The organism is Geobacillus sp. G4 (assembly GCF_040327975.1).
Taxonomy (GTDB): Bacteria; Bacillota; Bacilli; order Bacillales; family Anoxybacillaceae; genus Geobacillus; species Geobacillus thermoleovorans.
The window spans coordinates 185,772-201,684 of sequence record NZ_JBEPJY010000003.1; the positions used below are offsets into that span (position 1 = coordinate 185,772).

General features: G+C 54.9%; 19 protein-coding genes and 1 riboswitch. Of the genes, 17 read left to right on the forward strand and 2 right to left on the reverse strand.

From position 1 onward, the window contains the following. The first annotated feature begins 2 nt into the window (after positions 1 to 2). A complete protein-coding gene (gene lysA, locus ABS784_RS05165) occupies positions 3 to 1,322 on the forward strand; it encodes a diaminopimelate decarboxylase (protein WP_014196257.1) in 1,320 nt (439 codons plus the stop codon). 71 nt (positions 1,323 to 1,393) lie between these two features. Here the strand turns inward: lysA and ABS784_RS05170 are convergent, their stop codons facing one another. Next, positions 1,394 to 2,272, reverse strand: a complete 879-nt coding sequence (locus ABS784_RS05170; RefSeq protein ID WP_011231781.1) for a DUF1002 domain-containing protein — start codon at positions 2,270 to 2,272, stop codon at positions 1,394 to 1,396. A gap of 185 nt (positions 2,273 to 2,457) precedes the next feature. Between ABS784_RS05170 and ABS784_RS05175 the strand changes: the two genes are divergently transcribed. From ABS784_RS05175 to ABS784_RS05205, 7 genes are all read left to right on the forward strand, one after another. Continuing rightward, positions 2,458 to 2,898 carry a peptidylprolyl isomerase gene (locus ABS784_RS05175; protein ID WP_031206211.1) on the forward strand — a complete coding sequence of 147 codons (441 nt, stop codon included), beginning with the start codon at positions 2,458 to 2,460 and terminating at the stop codon, positions 2,896 to 2,898. Next, entirely contained in the window at positions 2,885 to 3,013 is a 129-nt protein-coding gene (locus ABS784_RS05180) for a hypothetical protein (protein WP_014196248.1), read from the forward strand. Before ABS784_RS05175 ends, ABS784_RS05180 begins: the two co-directional genes overlap by 14 nt. A gap of 47 nt (positions 3,014 to 3,060) precedes the next feature. Further along, a riboswitch (FMN riboswitch) is annotated at positions 3,061 to 3,193 on the forward strand. A gap of 206 nt (positions 3,194 to 3,399) precedes the next feature. Beyond that, complete coding sequence (ribD, locus tag ABS784_RS05185) at positions 3,400 to 4,542, forward strand: bifunctional diaminohydroxyphosphoribosylaminopyrimidine deaminase/5-amino-6-(5-phosphoribosylamino)uracil reductase RibD (protein WP_013144840.1); 1,143 nt, start codon at positions 3,400 to 3,402, stop codon at positions 4,540 to 4,542. Then, on the forward strand, positions 4,497 to 5,141 hold the full coding sequence (ribE, locus tag ABS784_RS05190) for a riboflavin synthase (RefSeq protein WP_011231778.1): 645 nt from the start codon (positions 4,497 to 4,499) through the stop codon (positions 5,139 to 5,141). The genes ribD and ribE overlap by 46 nt, the downstream gene beginning before the upstream one ends. A 20-nt stretch (positions 5,142 to 5,161) precedes the next feature. Continuing rightward, a complete protein-coding gene (locus tag ABS784_RS05195) occupies positions 5,162 to 6,355 on the forward strand; it encodes a bifunctional 3,4-dihydroxy-2-butanone-4-phosphate synthase/GTP cyclohydrolase II (protein WP_014196246.1) in 1,194 nt (397 codons plus the stop codon). A 20-nt stretch (positions 6,356 to 6,375) separates the two neighbouring features. Then, a complete protein-coding gene (gene ribH / locus ABS784_RS05200; RefSeq protein ID WP_352511695.1) occupies positions 6,376 to 6,840 on the forward strand; it encodes a 6,7-dimethyl-8-ribityllumazine synthase in 465 nt (154 codons plus the stop codon). A 120-nt stretch (positions 6,841 to 6,960) separates the two neighbouring features. Next, a complete protein-coding gene (locus tag ABS784_RS05205) occupies positions 6,961 to 7,317 on the forward strand; it encodes a GNAT family N-acetyltransferase (RefSeq protein ID WP_011231775.1) in 357 nt (118 codons plus the stop codon). A gap of 22 nt (positions 7,318 to 7,339) precedes the next feature. Here ABS784_RS05205 and ABS784_RS05210 read toward each other — a convergent pair whose 3' ends face one another. Further along, positions 7,340 to 7,879, reverse strand: coding sequence for a DUF309 domain-containing protein (locus tag ABS784_RS05210; protein ID WP_011231774.1), 540 nt, complete (start codon positions 7,877 to 7,879; stop codon positions 7,340 to 7,342). Between the two features lie 194 nt (positions 7,880 to 8,073). On the opposite strand from ABS784_RS05210, the gene ABS784_RS05215 reads away from it, so the two are divergent. The 9 genes from ABS784_RS05215 (at position 8,074) to resA (ending at position 15,900) form a co-directional block, all read left to right on the forward strand. Further along, complete coding sequence (locus ABS784_RS05215; protein WP_047752861.1) at positions 8,074 to 8,829, forward strand: segregation/condensation protein A; 756 nt, start codon at positions 8,074 to 8,076, stop codon at positions 8,827 to 8,829. A gap of 175 nt (positions 8,830 to 9,004) precedes the next feature. Further along, positions 9,005 to 9,658, forward strand: coding sequence for an SMC-Scp complex subunit ScpB (scpB, locus tag ABS784_RS05220; RefSeq protein ID WP_011231772.1), 654 nt, complete (start codon positions 9,005 to 9,007; stop codon positions 9,656 to 9,658). Between the two features lie 18 nt (positions 9,659 to 9,676). Then, positions 9,677 to 10,078, forward strand: a complete 402-nt coding sequence (locus tag ABS784_RS05225; protein ID WP_011231771.1) for a hypothetical protein — start codon at positions 9,677 to 9,679, stop codon at positions 10,076 to 10,078. Between the two features lie 357 nt (positions 10,079 to 10,435). Beyond that, positions 10,436 to 11,749, forward strand: coding sequence for a superoxide dismutase (locus ABS784_RS05230; RefSeq protein WP_352511699.1), 1,314 nt, complete (start codon positions 10,436 to 10,438; stop codon positions 11,747 to 11,749). Positions 11,750 to 12,098: 349 nt separating this feature from the next. Continuing rightward, positions 12,099 to 13,247, forward strand: a complete 1,149-nt coding sequence (locus tag ABS784_RS05235; RefSeq protein ID WP_014196241.1) for a D-alanyl-D-alanine carboxypeptidase family protein — start codon at positions 12,099 to 12,101, stop codon at positions 13,245 to 13,247. Then, complete coding sequence (locus ABS784_RS05240) at positions 13,240 to 13,836, forward strand: nucleoside recognition domain-containing protein (protein WP_011231767.1); 597 nt, start codon at positions 13,240 to 13,242, stop codon at positions 13,834 to 13,836. The genes ABS784_RS05235 and ABS784_RS05240 overlap by 8 nt, the downstream gene beginning before the upstream one ends. Then, positions 13,836 to 14,369: a spore maturation protein gene (locus ABS784_RS05245; RefSeq protein WP_011231766.1), complete on the forward strand. Its 534-nt coding sequence runs from the start codon at positions 13,836 to 13,838 to the stop codon at positions 14,367 to 14,369. Before ABS784_RS05240 ends, ABS784_RS05245 begins: the two co-directional genes overlap by 1 nt. Positions 14,370 to 14,501: 132 nt before the next feature. Beyond that, on the forward strand, positions 14,502 to 15,233 hold the full coding sequence (locus tag ABS784_RS05250; RefSeq protein ID WP_011231765.1) for a pseudouridine synthase: 732 nt from the start codon (positions 14,502 to 14,504) through the stop codon (positions 15,231 to 15,233). Between the two features lie 142 nt (positions 15,234 to 15,375). Next, complete coding sequence (resA, locus tag ABS784_RS05255) at positions 15,376 to 15,900, forward strand: thiol-disulfide oxidoreductase ResA (RefSeq protein WP_011231764.1); 525 nt, start codon at positions 15,376 to 15,378, stop codon at positions 15,898 to 15,900. The last annotated feature ends 13 nt before the right edge of the window (positions 15,901 to 15,913 follow it).

Here is a 15,913-nt window from a genome sequence, read left to right on the forward strand (position 1 = left end):
CGATGTTTCTTCACGGGACAAGCCGCGTGAATGAACAAGGGCATTTGGAAATCGGCGGCGTCGATGTGGTCGAGTTGGCCAAAACGTATGGCACGCCGCTTTATATTTATGACGTTGCGTTGATCCGCGCTCGGGCGCGCGCGTTTAAAGAAGCGTTCCAGCGTCACGGCGTGCGGGCGCAAGTCGCGTATGCGAGCAAGGCGTTTTCCGCCGTCGCCATCGTGCAGCTGGCCGCTGAGGAGGGATTGTCGCTTGACGTCGTCTCAGGCGGTGAGCTGTATACGGCGCTTGCGGCCGGTTTTCCGCCTGAGCGCATCCATTTTCATGGCAACAACAAAAGCCGGGACGAATTGGCGATGGCGCTTGAACACGGCATCGGCTGCATCGTTGCCGACAACTTTTACGAACTCGAGCTGATCGAAGAGCTGGCGGCGTCATCCGGTCGGACGGTGCCGGTTTTGCTCCGCGTGACGCCGGGGGTCGAGGCGCATACGCACGATTACATTTTAACCGGGCAAGAAGATTCAAAGTTCGGCTTTGACTTAAACAACGGTCAGGCGGACGAGGCGTTTCGCCGTGTTATGGCATCGGCCGCGTTTCAGCTGCTCGGCGTTCATTGCCATATCGGCTCGCAAATTTTTGAAACAGCTGGGTTTGTGCTCGCGGCGCAAAAAGTGTTTGCCAAGCTGGCGGAGTGGAACAAGGAGCACGGATTTGTCCCAGCGGTTGTCAATCTTGGCGGCGGCTTTGGCATCCGCTATACGGAGGAAGACGACCCGATTCCGGTGACAGCGTACGTCGACTGCATCGTGGAAGAGGTGAAAAGGCAGGCCGAAGCTTGCCGCTTGCCGTTGCCGGAAATTTGGATCGAGCCGGGGCGGTCGCTCGTGGGTGATGCGGGAACGACGATTTATACGATCGGTTCGCGCAAAGAGGTGCCCAACGTCCGCACCTATATTGCCGTTGACGGCGGCATGAGCGACAACATCCGCCCGGCGCTTTACGGAGCGAAATACGAAGCCGCGCTCGCCAACCGGGTGTTCGGCGAGCCGACGGAAGTCGTATCGATCGCCGGGAAGTGTTGCGAGTCAGGCGACATGCTCATTTGGGATATCGCCCTGCCGGAAGCGAAGCCGGGCGATTATTTGGCCGTTTTTTGCACCGGCGCTTACGGCTATTCCATGGCGAACAATTACAACCGTCTGCCGCGCCCAGCCGTTGTGTTCGTTGAAAACGGCGACGCCCAGCTCGTTGTGAAACGGGAGACATATGAAGATTTGATCCAATATGATTTGCCTTTGAAAACGAAAGTGAAAAAGTGAAGGCCGCCGGTTGGAAAGAGAACGGCCTTCACAAAGAAAAGGCGCCCGCTGCTTTTTTTGGGCGCCTTCTTTCATTGTTGATTTGAGGAAAATGCTGATTTGATCGCGTTCCAAATTTCTTTGAAGATGTCGATAAGGTTTTGAATGAACGTTTTCCCTTCTTCTGACTGCAAAAACGCCGATAGCTGTTCTTTCGCCTTGCTCAGCTGATCGTTCACTTGATCCCAATTAATATGGGCGTTTTGCATTTTATGGAAAAGGGAAATCAGGTTGTTGATTTCATTCTCGCTCAGCGTAATGCCAAGGTCGTTGGCGATTTTTTCAATAAGGGCGCGCAAATCAGCGTCCGTCTGCGGTGGGTTGTTGGCGATTTCTTGTTTGATTTTCGCCAGCAGGGCGACCGCTTTGTCCGCGCCGATCGAATCGGCGAGCTTCGCCGTCTGCACCATTTCCTCGTTCGCCACTTTTTTGACATCATCAGGGATGGCTTGGTCCGAGGAAATTTCATACGCCTTCATCAGCCCCGTCAGCGCTGCGGTGCCGGAAACCGGAAACGGGGCGGTGATGTAAATATCGGCATCTTTCACCCCTGCGGTGATCAAGGCGTTTGTATACATCTCTTTCGTCACCCATGTGATGTTGTGCGTTTCGACATGAAGCCCCGAGCCGGGCTCTTTTATCGTGATCATCGACGACGAGATGGCGCGCGTGCCGATTTGCGCTTTCGGAATGAGTCCGTCCAAATATTTATGCTCCTCAACGTTTGAGACGGTGATCGTTTGCGCCCCGTCCGGCGCCTTCATTTCGTCGAGCACTTTTTGCTTTTGTTCATTCGTTAAGTTTTCCCCAAGCGTCACAATGACATCGCCCGGCGCGGCATCGGCCGCTGCGATGCCCGGAGATGCCAAGAGCACCGCCCAAAGCAGCGATGAAGCGATCGTTCGTTTCACATAGCTCGCCTCCTGTTTACGAAAATGCATTATCATTATACCGCACGCTCGCCTGCTTGGCTATCGGCAAAAAAGCGACGCGGTCAGGCGGCGTGCGAATTTGAAAAGACATTTTTTCTTTTGTTTCACTTGGCAATCATGGTATGATAAAAGCAGTTTCGATGTCGAAAAGGAGCTGGATGCTTGTGGCGAAAAAAGGATATATTCTAATGGAAAACGGCGGGAAAATCAAGTTTGAACTGTTCCCAAACGAGGCGCCGGTGACGGTGGCCAATTTTGAGAAGCTCGCAAACGAAGGCTTTTATAACGGGTTGACGTTCCACCGCGTCATCCCTGGATTTGTCAGCCAAGGAGGATGTCCACGCGGCAACGGAACGGGCGATGCCGGCTATACGATCCCGTGCGAGACGGACAACAATCCACACCGACATGTCACCGGCGCGATGTCCATGGCGCACCGCGGCCGCGACACCGGCAGCTGCCAGTTCTTTATCGTCCACGAGCCGCAGCCGCACTTGGATGGGGTGCACACCGTCTTTGGCCAAGTGACATCGGGCATGGACGTCGTGAGGACGATGAAAAACGGCGACGTGATGAAGGAAGTGAAAGTATTTGACGAACCGTAAACAGCGCATGAGCGAGGATGATCGGACTGTTCGAAACAACTGGCGCTTGTTTTTCTTTTTGCTTGCGGCCAGCCTGTTGTGGGGAGCGGCGTATTGGATTTGGGTTGCGGAATGATGATGCAGGGCGTTTCGTGTGGTATAATGAACATAACGATATAGTGATGCATCCTTCGGGGCAGGGTGAAATTCCCGACCGGCGGTGATGGGGCTTTCCGCCCCTCAGCCCGCGAGCCGAAAGGCAGGATCCGGTGCGATTCCGGAGCCGACAGTATAGTCTGGATGGGAGAAGGATGCCAATATGCGCACGGCTGTTTTCGGCCGGTTCAGACCCATGGGCAGCGTCTGTCGGCCGACTAGGCATGGTAGTATCTTTTGTTTCCGACCGGCCGGTATAGCCTGCTTAGCGAACGTGTGTTTGTTTGCGCATCATTGGTCATTCTCTCATCAATGAGCCCCCGGGGACATCCCGGGGGTTTCGTTTTTATTGAAGGAGGGAGTGCGGTGCATAACGATGAACATTATATGCGGCTCGCTCTCGATGTGGCCAAAGCTGGGGTCGGGCAAACGTCTCCCAATCCTGCAGTTGGCGCGGTCGTTGTCAACGGTGGGACGGTCGTTGGGCTTGGCGCCCATTTGAAAGCGGGTGAGCCGCACGCTGAAGTCTATGCGATCCGCATGGCTGGCGAGAAGGCGCGCGGTGCGACGGTGTACGTGACGCTTGAGCCGTGCAGCCATTATGGAAAAACGCCGCCATGTGCCGATTTGCTCATCCAGGCGGGCGTCCGTCGCGTCGTCGTTGCCACGACCGACCCGAATCCGCTTGTCGCGGGAAAAGGGATTGCCAAGCTGCGCCAAGCGGGCATTGACGTTGATGTTGGCGTATTAAAAGACGAAGCGGACGAATTAAATCGGATGTTTTTCCACTATATCGCCGCAAAAACGCCGTTTGTCACGTTGAAGTTCGCATGCAGCCTCGATGGCAAAATCGCGACGGCGACGGGGGAAAGCAAATGGATTACATCAAGCGCGGCGCGTGAGGATGTCCATCGCCTTCGTGCGCAGCATGACGCCATTTTGGTCGGCGTCAACACCGTTTTGACCGACAACCCGAAGCTTACCGTCCGCTTTGGGGAAAAGCGGAAAAACCCTCTGCGCATCATTTTAGATACAAAATTGCGTACACCGCTTGACGCCCATGTCGTCGCTGACAAGGAAGCAGAAACGTGGATCATCACCGGCGGCGTCAGTCGGGAACAAGCAGCGGCGTATGAGCGCCTTGGGGTGCGTGTATTTTCAATGCCGACGGCCCAGATCGATGTCCGCGATGTGCTCCGTCTGCTTGGGGAGCAGGGAGTCATGTCGCTGTTTGTCGAAGGCGGCTCGCGCGTTCATGACAGCTTCCTCCGCGCGGGAGCAGTCAATGAGGTCATCGCCTATATCGCTCCGAAGCTGATCGGCGGCCGCGGGGCGCCGACGCCGGTCGGCGGCCTTGGCTTCGCCCGGCTTGCTGAAGCGGTGGAGCTTGACATCCGCCGCATCGAGACGATCGGCCCGGACATCAAAATCGTCGCCGCGCCGAAACGGAAGGAGGAATCGTTGTGTTCACTGGCATTATTGAAGAGATCGGCACGATCGAACAAATGAAGCAAACCGGCGACGCCATCGTGATGACGATTGGCGCCAAGCGGGTGCTCGAAGATGTGCGGCTTGGCGACAGCATCGCCGTCAACGGCGTCTGCTTGACCGTCACATCGTTCACCGAACGGCAGTTTACGGTCGATGTCATGCCGGAGACGGTGAAAGCGACGGCGCTAAAGACATTAAAGCCGGGGGCGAAGGTGAATTTGGAGCGGGCAATGGCGGCTGGAGGACGGTTTGGCGGCCATTTCGTCACCGGGCATGTGGACGGCGTCGGGCGCATCATCCGGCAGTGGCCGAAAGCGAACGCCGTCTACTATGAAATCGAAGTGCCGGCCTCGCTGCGCGCCTATATGATTGAGAAAGGATCGGTCGCAGTCGATGGGACGAGCTTGACGATTTTCGGTCTGAGCGAGCGCACGTTCATCGTTTCACTCATTCCGCATACGCGTGAGGCGACGATTTTAGGCGAAAAGCGGCCGGGCGATCTCGTCAATATCGAGTGCGACATGATCGGCAAGTACGTCGCCGCTTTCCTCACCGCGAAAGCGACGCCGACCTCCAAATTGACGGTCGAATTTTTGGAGCAGCACGGCTATAAATAGTGGAAAAGGGGGCAAGCTTGATGTTTGACACGATTGAAGCAGCGCTTTCGGCGCTGAAAAACGGAGAAGTGATCATCGTTTGCGATGACGAAGACCGCGAAAATGAAGGCGATTTTGTCGTGCTGGCCGAAAAAGCTACTCCGGATGTCATTAACTTTATGATCACTCATGGCCGCGGGCTCGTTTGCGTGCCGATTACGGAGGAATTGGCGGAGCGGCTCGAGCTTGAGCCGATGGTCACTCATAACACGGACGCGCATGGCACAGCGTTTACGGTGAGTGTCGACTACAAAACGACAACGACGGGAATCAGCGCCTACGAGCGGGCGGCGACGATTCAGGCGCTGCTTGATCCGAATGTGAAAGCGAGCGATTTTAAACGTCCTGGCCACGTTTTTCCGTTGATTGCGAAAAAGGGAGGCGTCTTGCGGCGCGCCGGCCATACAGAAGCGGCGGTTGATTTGGCCCGTTTGTGCGGCGCGAAGCCGGCCGGCGTCATTTGCGAAATCATTAAAGAGGACGGGACGATGGCTCGCGTTCCTGATTTGCGGCAAATCGCCGACCAGTTCGGATTGAAAATGATCACGATCAAAGATTTGATCGCCTATCGGAGCCAGCGGGAAAAGCTCGTGAAACGGGAGGTGGACGTTTGGCTGCCGACCGAATTCGGCGAATTTCGCGCCATCGGCTACACAAACGTGCTCGACGGAAAAGAGCATGTGGCGCTTGTCAAAGGAGAGATCATCCCGGATGAGCCGATCTTGGTGCGCGTCCATTCCGAATGCTTAACTGGCGATGTGTTTGGCTCGTACCGGTGCGACTGCGGTCCGCAGCTGCATGCGGCGCTCAGGCAAATCGAGGCGGAAGGGCGCGGGGTGTTGCTTTACATGCGCCAAGAAGGGCGCGGCATCGGCCTTATGAACAAGTTGCGCGCTTACAAGCTGCAGGAGCAAGGTTATGACACCGTCGAGGCGAACGAAAAGCTCGGCTTCCCCGCCGATTTGCGCGATTATGGCATCGGGGCGCAAATTTTGAAAGATCTTGGCGTGACGAAAATGCGCCTGCTCACGAACAACCCGCGCAAAATCGCCGGCTTAAAAGGGCATGGACTCGAAGTCGTTGAACGGGTGCCCATTCAGATGCCAGCGAAAAAGGAAAATGAAAAATATTTGCGCACGAAACATGAAAAATTAGGACATATGCTTCATTTTTAATGATGGGAGGAGCAACGAACATGCGCATCATTGAAGGAAACTTAGTCGGCACCGGATTGAAAATCGGCATCGTCGTCTCTCGTTTTAACGAATTCATCACGGGCAAGCTTTTATCTGGGGCGATCGACGGCTTGACGCGCCATGGCGTGAGCGACAGCGACATCACTGTCGCCTGGGTGCCGGGTGCGTTTGAAATCCCGCTTGTGGCGAAAAAAATGGCGGAATCGAAGCAGTTTGACGCTGTCATTACGCTTGGCGCCGTCATCCGTGGGGCAACGAGCCATTTTGACTACGTCTGCAGCGAGGCGGCCAAAGGCGTCTCCCACGCGGCGCTTGCAAGCGGTGTTCCGGTCATTTTCGGCGTGTTGACGACGGACACCATTGAACAGGCGATCGAGCGGGCCGGCATGAAAGCGGGCAATAAAGGATGGGAAGCGGCGGTGTCGGCGATCGAAATGGCGAACGTCTTGCGGACGCTTGCGTAATTTGCGTAAAAAGGCATGAAATGGTTCACAATATCGGTGAGAATGTTTATAATACGTATAGAGAAAATGACAAAAACTTTTCCATTTCGGAAAAGCGTTTGTCGATAATGAGGGATTTTTATGTTAATCCGTTACCGAAAAAACTATGAGAAAATCGCCATGGGACTGTTGTCGTTTATGCCGACGGAAAAAGACCTGAAACGGCTGCAGCAGACGATGAAACAGTATGAAACAAACAACGATTGGCAGCTGTTTTTATGGAAAGAAGGGGATGACATCGTCGGCATTATCGGCGTCCTGTTGCGCGCTCCTGATGTTGTGGAAATCCAGCACATCAGCGTCAATCCGTCACACCGCCACCAAGGGATCGGAAAACAGATGGTCAAGGCATTGAAAGAGGTGTACCCGGGCTGCCGATTGTGCGCCAACGAGTGGACCGCCTCGTTTTTCGATAAATGCCATGCGTGCAACGAATAACGAAACTAGCGCGGCTCCGCGCTCAGGCGGGCGGCGGAGGGGGAGGGAAGCCAACTCCTTCCGCTTTGGCCCGTTTTTTTTGTTCGCGTGCGGCGACGACGTCCGAGCGGTCGCGGCGCCGGTGTTTATCCACAAGATCAAGGTTGGCTAGGTCGCTGGCTTGCCCCCAAACGAGCTGCCGGTGGGCGCAGGCGGCCTGGCATTGCTCATAAAGGGAACGGTCGCGAATCGGCAGTTCGACGCTTTCGTACGGTTCGCCGCGAGTGATCCGCCCAGCCGTCTCGTCGAGCAAGCGGGCGAGCGCCTCGTCATCGAGGCCGAGCCGCCGGATCATCTCTTGCGCTTCGTCAAGCAGCGCCCGCGCCCGTCGAATGAGGCGCAGCGCTCCCGAGACGTTGCCGCGCCGGTAATGGTAAAAAGCGACCGCCGTTTGAATGAGCACAAGCCAACCTTTGTTTCGACCGTCTTGTTTCCAATGTTCCTCCAAAATTTCGTGGCATTCAAAATAATCGCGGTCGCTATGGAAATGGACCAAATACTCGATATACGCTTTTGGATACATCGGCCATCGTTCCTTTCAAAAGTGGGCCGCGCCATGTGAAGGCGGACGGCTCTTCTTCGATTATACGACTTCGGCGGCCTGCGGCGCAAAAAAGAGACTGTTTTCCGTTCGCTTCGCCGCTTCGTTATGATACAATAAATGTACTGCAGCTGGAGACGAGCCTACCGGGCGGTGGTTCTGGAAAAAATGGTGGGATGGATGTGCAATTGCCGTACAACGTCAAAATCGAAGCGTTTGAAGGGCCGCTTGATCTGCTTTTGCATTTGATCAACCGCTATGAAATCGATATTTACGATATTCCGGTCGCGCAAATTACGGAGCAGTATATGGCGTACATTCACACCATGCAGGAGCTTGAGTTGGATATCGCCAGCGAATATTTAGTGATGGCGGCCACCTTGCTTGCGATCAAAAGCAAAATGCTGTTGCCGCCCTCCAATGAGGAAGCTGTCGACGGCGACATCGAGTGGGGCGATGACGGAGACCCGCGCGAGGAGCTGGCGCAGCGGCTGCTTGAATATAAAAAGTTTAAAGAGGCGGCGCGCGAACTGAAGCGGCGCGAAGAGGAGCGGGCGCTTTTGTTTACAAAGCCGCCGAGCGACTTAAGCGCATACGCGGATGAGAAAAAGGCGGCGCCGCTGGATGTGAACGTATACGATATGCTTGGCGCCTTGTCGAAGCTGTTGCGCCGAAAAAAACTGCAAAAACCGATGCGGGCGAAAATCTCCCGCCAAGATATTTCCGTCGAACAGCGCATGGCGGAAATTTTGCATGAACTAAAGCAGGCGAACGGGCGGAAAAACTTTTACGAGCTGTTTCCGTCCTACGATCGTTCGTATATCGTCGTGACGTTTTTGGCCATTTTAGAGTTGATGAAGCAAGATGAAATCATCGTTGAGCAAGAACGGAATTTCAGCGATTTGTTTCTGGCGGTGAAACCAGCCGGTTGAGGCGGTGCGGTTTGGCCGCGGCGGTTCGCTGCGGCGGGCCGCTTTTCTTTTGTTGTTTGCCCATGCCATGATAAGGCGGAGAGCTGACTCACATTGGGGTGAGAAGACTTGGGAAACGACGAAAACAGGAGGAAAGGAGGAGGGGCGCCAACGAGTTTGGCGTGGCAGAAGGGCGATGGAACAAAACGAAAGAGAAAAAAAGGGCGCCGGTGCGCCAAATTCGGCAAAGGCGATCGTGGAAGCGTTGTTGTTTGCTGCCGGCGATGAAGGGCTGTCACTTTCGCAAATCGCCGCTGTGTTGGAAGTCAGCGAGCTAGAGGCGAAAGCGGTGATCGAGGAGCTTCAACAAGACTGCCGACGGGAAGAGCGCGGCATCCAGCTTGTCGAACTTGGCGGCGTGTTTTTGTTGGCGACAAAAAAAGAACACGCCCCCTATTTAAAGAAGTTGGTCGAAGCGCCGGGAGCATCGCCGCTGTCGCAGGCGGCGCTTGAGACGCTCGCCATTATCGCATACCGCCAGCCGATTACGCGCGCGGAGATTGAGGAAATTCGCGGCGTAAAAAGCGACAAGCCATTGCAGACGCTGATGGCACGGGCGCTCATTAAAGAGGTTGGACGAGCCGAAGGAACCGGGCGGCCGATTTTGTACGGGACAACCCCGGAATTTCTCGATTATTTCGGGCTAAAAACGCTCGAGGAGCTGCCGCCGCTGCCGGAATGGGCGGACGATGGCGAATCCGAGCGGGAAGCGGATTTATTTTTCGAAAAATTAGCAGAAAATTTGAGCGATGGGCAGCCGGAATATGGTAAACTAAAGAAAAATGGCTGATCGGGAAGGAGAGCGCTCATGAACGTTTGCCGCCTGTACGGTGAAGAGCTGCAAAAGTCGCAATCGAACACGTTTGAAGACTATTTCAACCGCTCGGAAGTCACGTACCGCGACGGGGGCGAAGAGCGGACGCTGTCTGTGTTGTATTTGCGCCATTTTGAGGCGGCGCTGCTTGATTGGCTGCCGTATGAAAGCGATCCACTGTTTACGGCTAACGGGCGCGACATTCATTTGCGCGACATCATTGCTCTTGTCTGTTTATGGAAAAATCCGGCGTATCGGAAGCGAAAGCGCGTCTACATTCATGATGAAGAGGAATTGCGCCGTTATTTTGCTGAGGTAGACGCCAAAACGCTGCAGGCGCTTGTCAGCGAATGGGCGGAAACCGGCGAGTGCCGCTTGCCTGAACGGTCGGCGTAACGAGAAAATGCGGTTGGCGCCGCGTTTTCTGTGCGTCTGGACAAGGAAACCGTTTGGTGCAGCCGGCGGTTTGCCAAAGCAGCCTGCCTTTTTCAGAAAAAAGGGGGGGCTGACCCAAAACGCGAATATGTTTTGGGTCAGCCCGATTTTTTTGAGCGGTTTATCTATGGCTCATTTGCAGACCCGCTGCAGGGAAGCATCACCGCGATTCTGTTCTTCCTTGCTGTCTTTTCCTATGATGACTGCCCTCGCTCCTCTATGTATGAGCGGCCGGGAATTTGGGTGAATGCGGACAAGAACGATTTCCCCATGACAGCATACGATATGGCGAACAAAACAGGAGGAGGTTTTTACCAAATGGACGATCAGGTGTTGTTCGCCCAATATGCGGCTAGGGTGAACGAATGGGGAAATCAAGTCAAGGAGACGCTCGCTTTGCGTGGGGCAAGCACGGATGGCGCTTCGTCGCTGCTCGAGTTTATTGCCGAGCATGACGGCGAGTGGACGGAAGAGGCCGTCCGCGAGCTTCAGCGCCTTGCCGATGACGTGTATGTCGGTGCGCTTCGCCAGTATGTCATGGAAGCGGCTGCGTGGGGAAGACAAGTTGAACAGGCGCTGTCTGCACGCAGGATGGCTGAGGATGTTGGGCTTTCGTCTTTGTTGGCGTACATCGATGGACACGGCGATGAATGGACCGAAGAAGCGATTTACGAGCTCCAGCGTCTTGTCGATGACGTATACACTCGGGCCGTCCGCCTGGCTGATTCGTCAGCTGCCGATCGGGAAGAAGAGGCGACGCAAGAACAAGTCGAAGGGGAATCGGTGTCGCCTGAACTGGAGAGTGAAAACAAAGAGAACGAAGACGGATGGCTTGACACCAGCGGGACGGCAGAGCGGGTTGAGGACGCAAAAGAGCCGGCTTTTATGGCGGAGCTCTCCGACTCGCCGACTGATGCAGCTGACGGCGAGCCGGATCAAGTGGACAACGTGACCGATGGAAAGCGACGCTGGGTGGATGCGGACGACGGCGGTGAGCCGCGTCAACAAGTAGCGCCCGGCCGTCATGTCTTGCCGCCGCTGCCGTACCGTTATGATGCGCTTGAACCCCATATTTCCGAAGAAATTATGCGCCTTCACCATACGAAGCATCATCAAAGCTACGTCGATGGTCTGAACAAGGCGGAGCGCATGATGGCCGAAGCGCGCCGGACGAACAATTTTGAACTGCTGAAGCATTGGGAGCGGGAAGCGGCGTTCCACGGTTCGGGGCATTATTTGCATACCATTTTTTGGTATAATATGCACCCGGAAGGCGGCGGCGAACCGCGCGGAGAGCTGCGGGCGCAACTGGAACGCGATTTTGGCAGTTTTGCTGCGTTCCGGCGCCATTTTACCGAAGCGGCCAAAAGCGCCGAAGGGGTCGGCTGGGCGCTGCTCGTTTGGGCGCCGAGGGCGCATCGGCTCGAGATTTTGCAGGCGGAAAAACACCAGCTCATGGCGCAATGGGATGTGATCCCGCTTCTCGTGCTTGATGTGTGGGAGCATGCCTACTATTTGCAATACAAAAATGATCGGGCGGCGTACATCGAACATTGGTGGAACGTCGTCAACTGGCGCAACGTTGAAGAACGCTTTCATGAGGCGCAGAAGCTTCGTTGGCAGCCGTTTTAAACGGGCGGGGGGGAACCCCCTGCCCGTTTTTTTGGGAGAGCAGGCGCTGCGATCCATCAGGACACCTGTCCGCCGTTTCAAGGAGCGGCTTTCTCTTTGCAGGGAAAATGTCATCAACGCGCCCAGCGCAAGCGCCGGAGCGGATCGTTCAGGCTGTCTCCCCTTGCAACAGCATTTTTTCATCATATTTGTCCCATCGAGGCATACACTTGTACAAAACGCGGCTTTGGGGTTCAGCCTGTTTCCGCCGCGACGTTTCTTCGGCTGCGGCCCGTTCAGCCTAATCGGAAAGGAGGAACAGGCGATTCCTCCCCGCTCCTTAAAGGAGGGGGATCCTCGCCGATATGAGATGAATAAGCAGAAGCGGCTCATTGCGCTCATTCTTGCACTCGCTGCGGGGATTATGGCATTTGTTCCAGAGCGGATGCGCGCTATGGATGGGGTGAGCGCAAAAAGCGCGATTTTGATAGAGCAGCATTCCGGGCGGGTTTTGTTTGCCAAGGATGCCTATACAAAACGGCGCATCGCCAGCATTACGAAAATTATGACCGCCATTTTGGCGATTGAATCGGGGAAGATGGACGACACGGTGACGGTCAGCGCCCGCGCTGTCCGGACCGAAGGGTCGTCAATTTACTTGCGCCAAGGGGAGAAAATCAAACTGCGCGATTTGGTATATGGGCTGATGCTTCGTTCCGGCAACGACGCGGCGGTGGCCATCGCTGAACATGTCGGCGGCAGCGTCGAAGGATTTGTTTTTTTAATGAACCAAAAAGCGGCTGAAATCGGGATGCGTGATACCGAGTTTGCCAATCCGCACGGGTTGGATGACGCGGAAAACCACTACTCAACCGCGTACGATATGGCGCTGCTCATGCAATATGCGATGAAAAACAAAGAGTTTCGGCGCATCTCGGGGACGAAGGTGTACCGCGCCCCCGCTCCGCCCGGCGAAGACGGCGCGCGTGTGTGGCGAAATAAAAACAAGTTGTTGACAAGTCTTTACGAATATTGCACCGGCGGCAAAACCGGCTATACGAAACGGGCCCATCGCACGCTCGTGACGACGGCATCCAAAGGCGGCATCGATTTGATCGCCGTGACGTTGGATGCACCGGACGATTGGAATGACCATATCGCTATGTACGAATATGGATTTTCTCATTATCACATCGCCAAAGTGAGCAGCGAGCGGGTGGTCGACAAAATTTCTGATCCGTTTTACCGCGGGCGGCTGCAGGCGGTCCGCGATTTGCGATATCCGGTGACCGATAAAGAGGAGAGCGGGCTGCGGGTGAAAGTGTATTTGCTGAAGCCGCGCAAGGAATGGGAAAAATACCCAGAACGGGCGCCGACAGAGGTCGGAAAGGCGGTGCTTTATTTGCATCAAAAGGCGGTTGATTCGGTGCCGCTGCTGTATGAACCGGGAAAGGAAGGAAGCGGCCGAGGGTTTTTATGGCAAGTATTTCGCTTTTTAGGTGTGAGAAGCGATGGTTAACCTCATTTGGGTGATGATGGCGGTCATTGGCATCGTCTTTGCGGCGGCCAACGGCACGATGGACGAAGTGAACAAAGCGGTGTTTGAAAGCGCCAAAGAAGCGGTGACGATCAGCATCGGCATGGTCAGCATTTTAGTGTTTTGGCTCGGGCTGATGGCGATCGCTGAACGCGCCGGCTTGCTTGACAAAGCGGCGCGCCTGTTTATGCCGCTCGTACGCCGCTTGTTTCCAGAGGTGCCGCCCGGCCATCCTGCGCTCGGCTATATCGTCTCGAATATGGTCGCCAACATGTTCGGCCTTGGCAATGCGGCGACGCCGATGGGCATAAAGGCGATGGAGCAGCTAAAAAAGCTCAACGGCGGCCGCGACGAGGCTAGCCGGTCGATGGTGACGTTTTTGGCCATGAACACATCAGGCATTACGCTCATTCCGGCGACCGTCATCTCGATCCGCATGACGTACGGTTCAGCGGCGCCGAGCGAGATCATTGGGACGACGATCGTCGCTTCGACGATTTCGACGATTGGGGCGGTATTGATTGACCGGTACTATTATTGGAAACGGATGCGGAAAGGCAGGAAGCCATAATGGCCATCGTCCAACTTCTTTCTGTTTGGCTGATCCCTGCGCTCATTGCTTTTATTTTGCTTTACGGTACAGCAAAGAAAGTGCCGACGTACGAAGCGTTTGTGGAAGGCGGCAAGGAAGGGATCGAGATCGCGTTTTCGCTCATCCCGTATTTGGTCGGCATGTTGGTGTCGGTCGCCATTTTCCGAGCCTCAGGGGCGCTTGATGCCATGATGGAAGTGATCAAACCGCTGGCTGATGCCATTGGACTGCCGGCCGAAGTCGTTCCGCTTGCGGCTCTCCGCACGCTTTCCGGCACGGCGGCGCTCGGCATGACGACCGATTTGATCGCTACTTACGGCCCGGATTCGTTCATCGGGCGCCTTGCTTCTACGATCCAAGGCAGTACGGAGACGACGCTTTACGTGCTCACCGTCTATTTTGGCGCCGTCGGCGTCAAAAAAATGGGCGATGCGTTAAAAGTCGGCATTTTGGCCGACATTCTCAGCTTTATTGTTTCTGTTTTCATCGTTTTGTTTGTATTCGGGCGCTAGCGGCGCCTTTTTTCGTTCCCGCCGTCCGGCGGGTTTTTTGTTTGCAAAGGGGACGGGAAAGGTGAAAAATAAAAGTGCCGCACTTGTATCTGTTAGACGGAAAGGGTAAGATGATGAAAGAGGTGAGAGAGAATGGAACGGTTGCAAAAAGTGATCGCCCGCGCCGGCATCGCGTCAAGGCGCAAGGCGGAAGAACTCATTTTGCAAGGGCGGGTGAAAGTGAACGGCCGCGTCGTCAAGGAGCTTGGCGTCAAGGTCGGGCCGCGCGATGATGTCGAAGTCGACGGCATCCCGATCGAGCGCGAAGAGCCGGTGTATTATTTGCTGTACAAGCCGCGCGGGGTGATTTCCAGCGTCAAAGATGACAGAGGCCGCAAAGTGGTGACCGATTTTTTCAAAGATCTGGACAAACGCATTTATCCGATCGGGCGGCTTGACTACGATACGTCTGGACTGCTTTTGTTGACGAATGACGGCGACTTTGCCAACCTGCTTATGCACCCGCGGTATGAAATTGAAAAAGTGTACATTGCCAAAGTGAAAGGCATTCCAACGCACGAGCAGCTGAAACGGCTCGAACAAGGAGTGCAGTTGGAAGATGGCATGACGGCGCCAGCCAAAGTGAAGCTGCTCTCCGCCGACCGGAAGAAGGGGACAGCCATTGTGGAAATCCGTATCCACGAAGGACGAAACCGGCAAGTGCGCCGCATGTTTGAGGCGATCGGCTGCGAGGTGCTGAAGCTGAAGCGGGAGCGGTACGCGTTTCTCGATTTGAAAGGGCTGCGCCCCGGCGAATACCGCGAGCTGACGCCGCATGAGGTGAAGTTGCTGCGCGTCCTTGCCCAATCCGGGGGAAGAAAATGACGAAGATTGTCACATAACGTTCATATCCTTGCGCATAAACGAGCGAGGGACTTTGCTATAATGGAAAATGGGAGATTGTGAACCGCTTGCCTCCCCTCTACCGTTGGCTGTGGGGGAGGAGAAACGTAAAGGGGTTTGAACGATGAAAAAACAACAGCGCTTAGTGATGAGGACAGCGATTTTGCTCGTGTTGCTCGCGGCGATCGGCTATACGATTTACACGAATTTTTTCACGGAGAAAACGGCTGTCGCTGTTGGTTCGACGGCGCCTGATTTTGTGCTGACCGATTTGAAAGGGCATGAACATCGTCTTTCAGACTATCGCGGCAAAGGCGTTTTTTTGAACTTTTGGGGAACGTGGTGCAAGCCGTGCGAGCGGGAGATGCCGTATATGAACGAGCTGTACCCGATTTACAAAAAACAAGGGGTTGAAATTTTGGCTGTCAATGTCGGTGAACCGAAGTTGAGCGTTGAAAAGTTCGCGGAACGGTTCGGCCTGACATTTCCGATTGTGATCGACCGTCAAGATCAAGTATTGAACGCCTATAACGTCGGGCCGCTGCCGACAACGTTTTTGATTGACAAAAACGGCGAAGTAAAACAAATCATTACCGGAACGATGACGAAAGAAGACATCGAACGGCATCTAGAAAGCATCAAACCGTAAGGAGTTTTGCGCC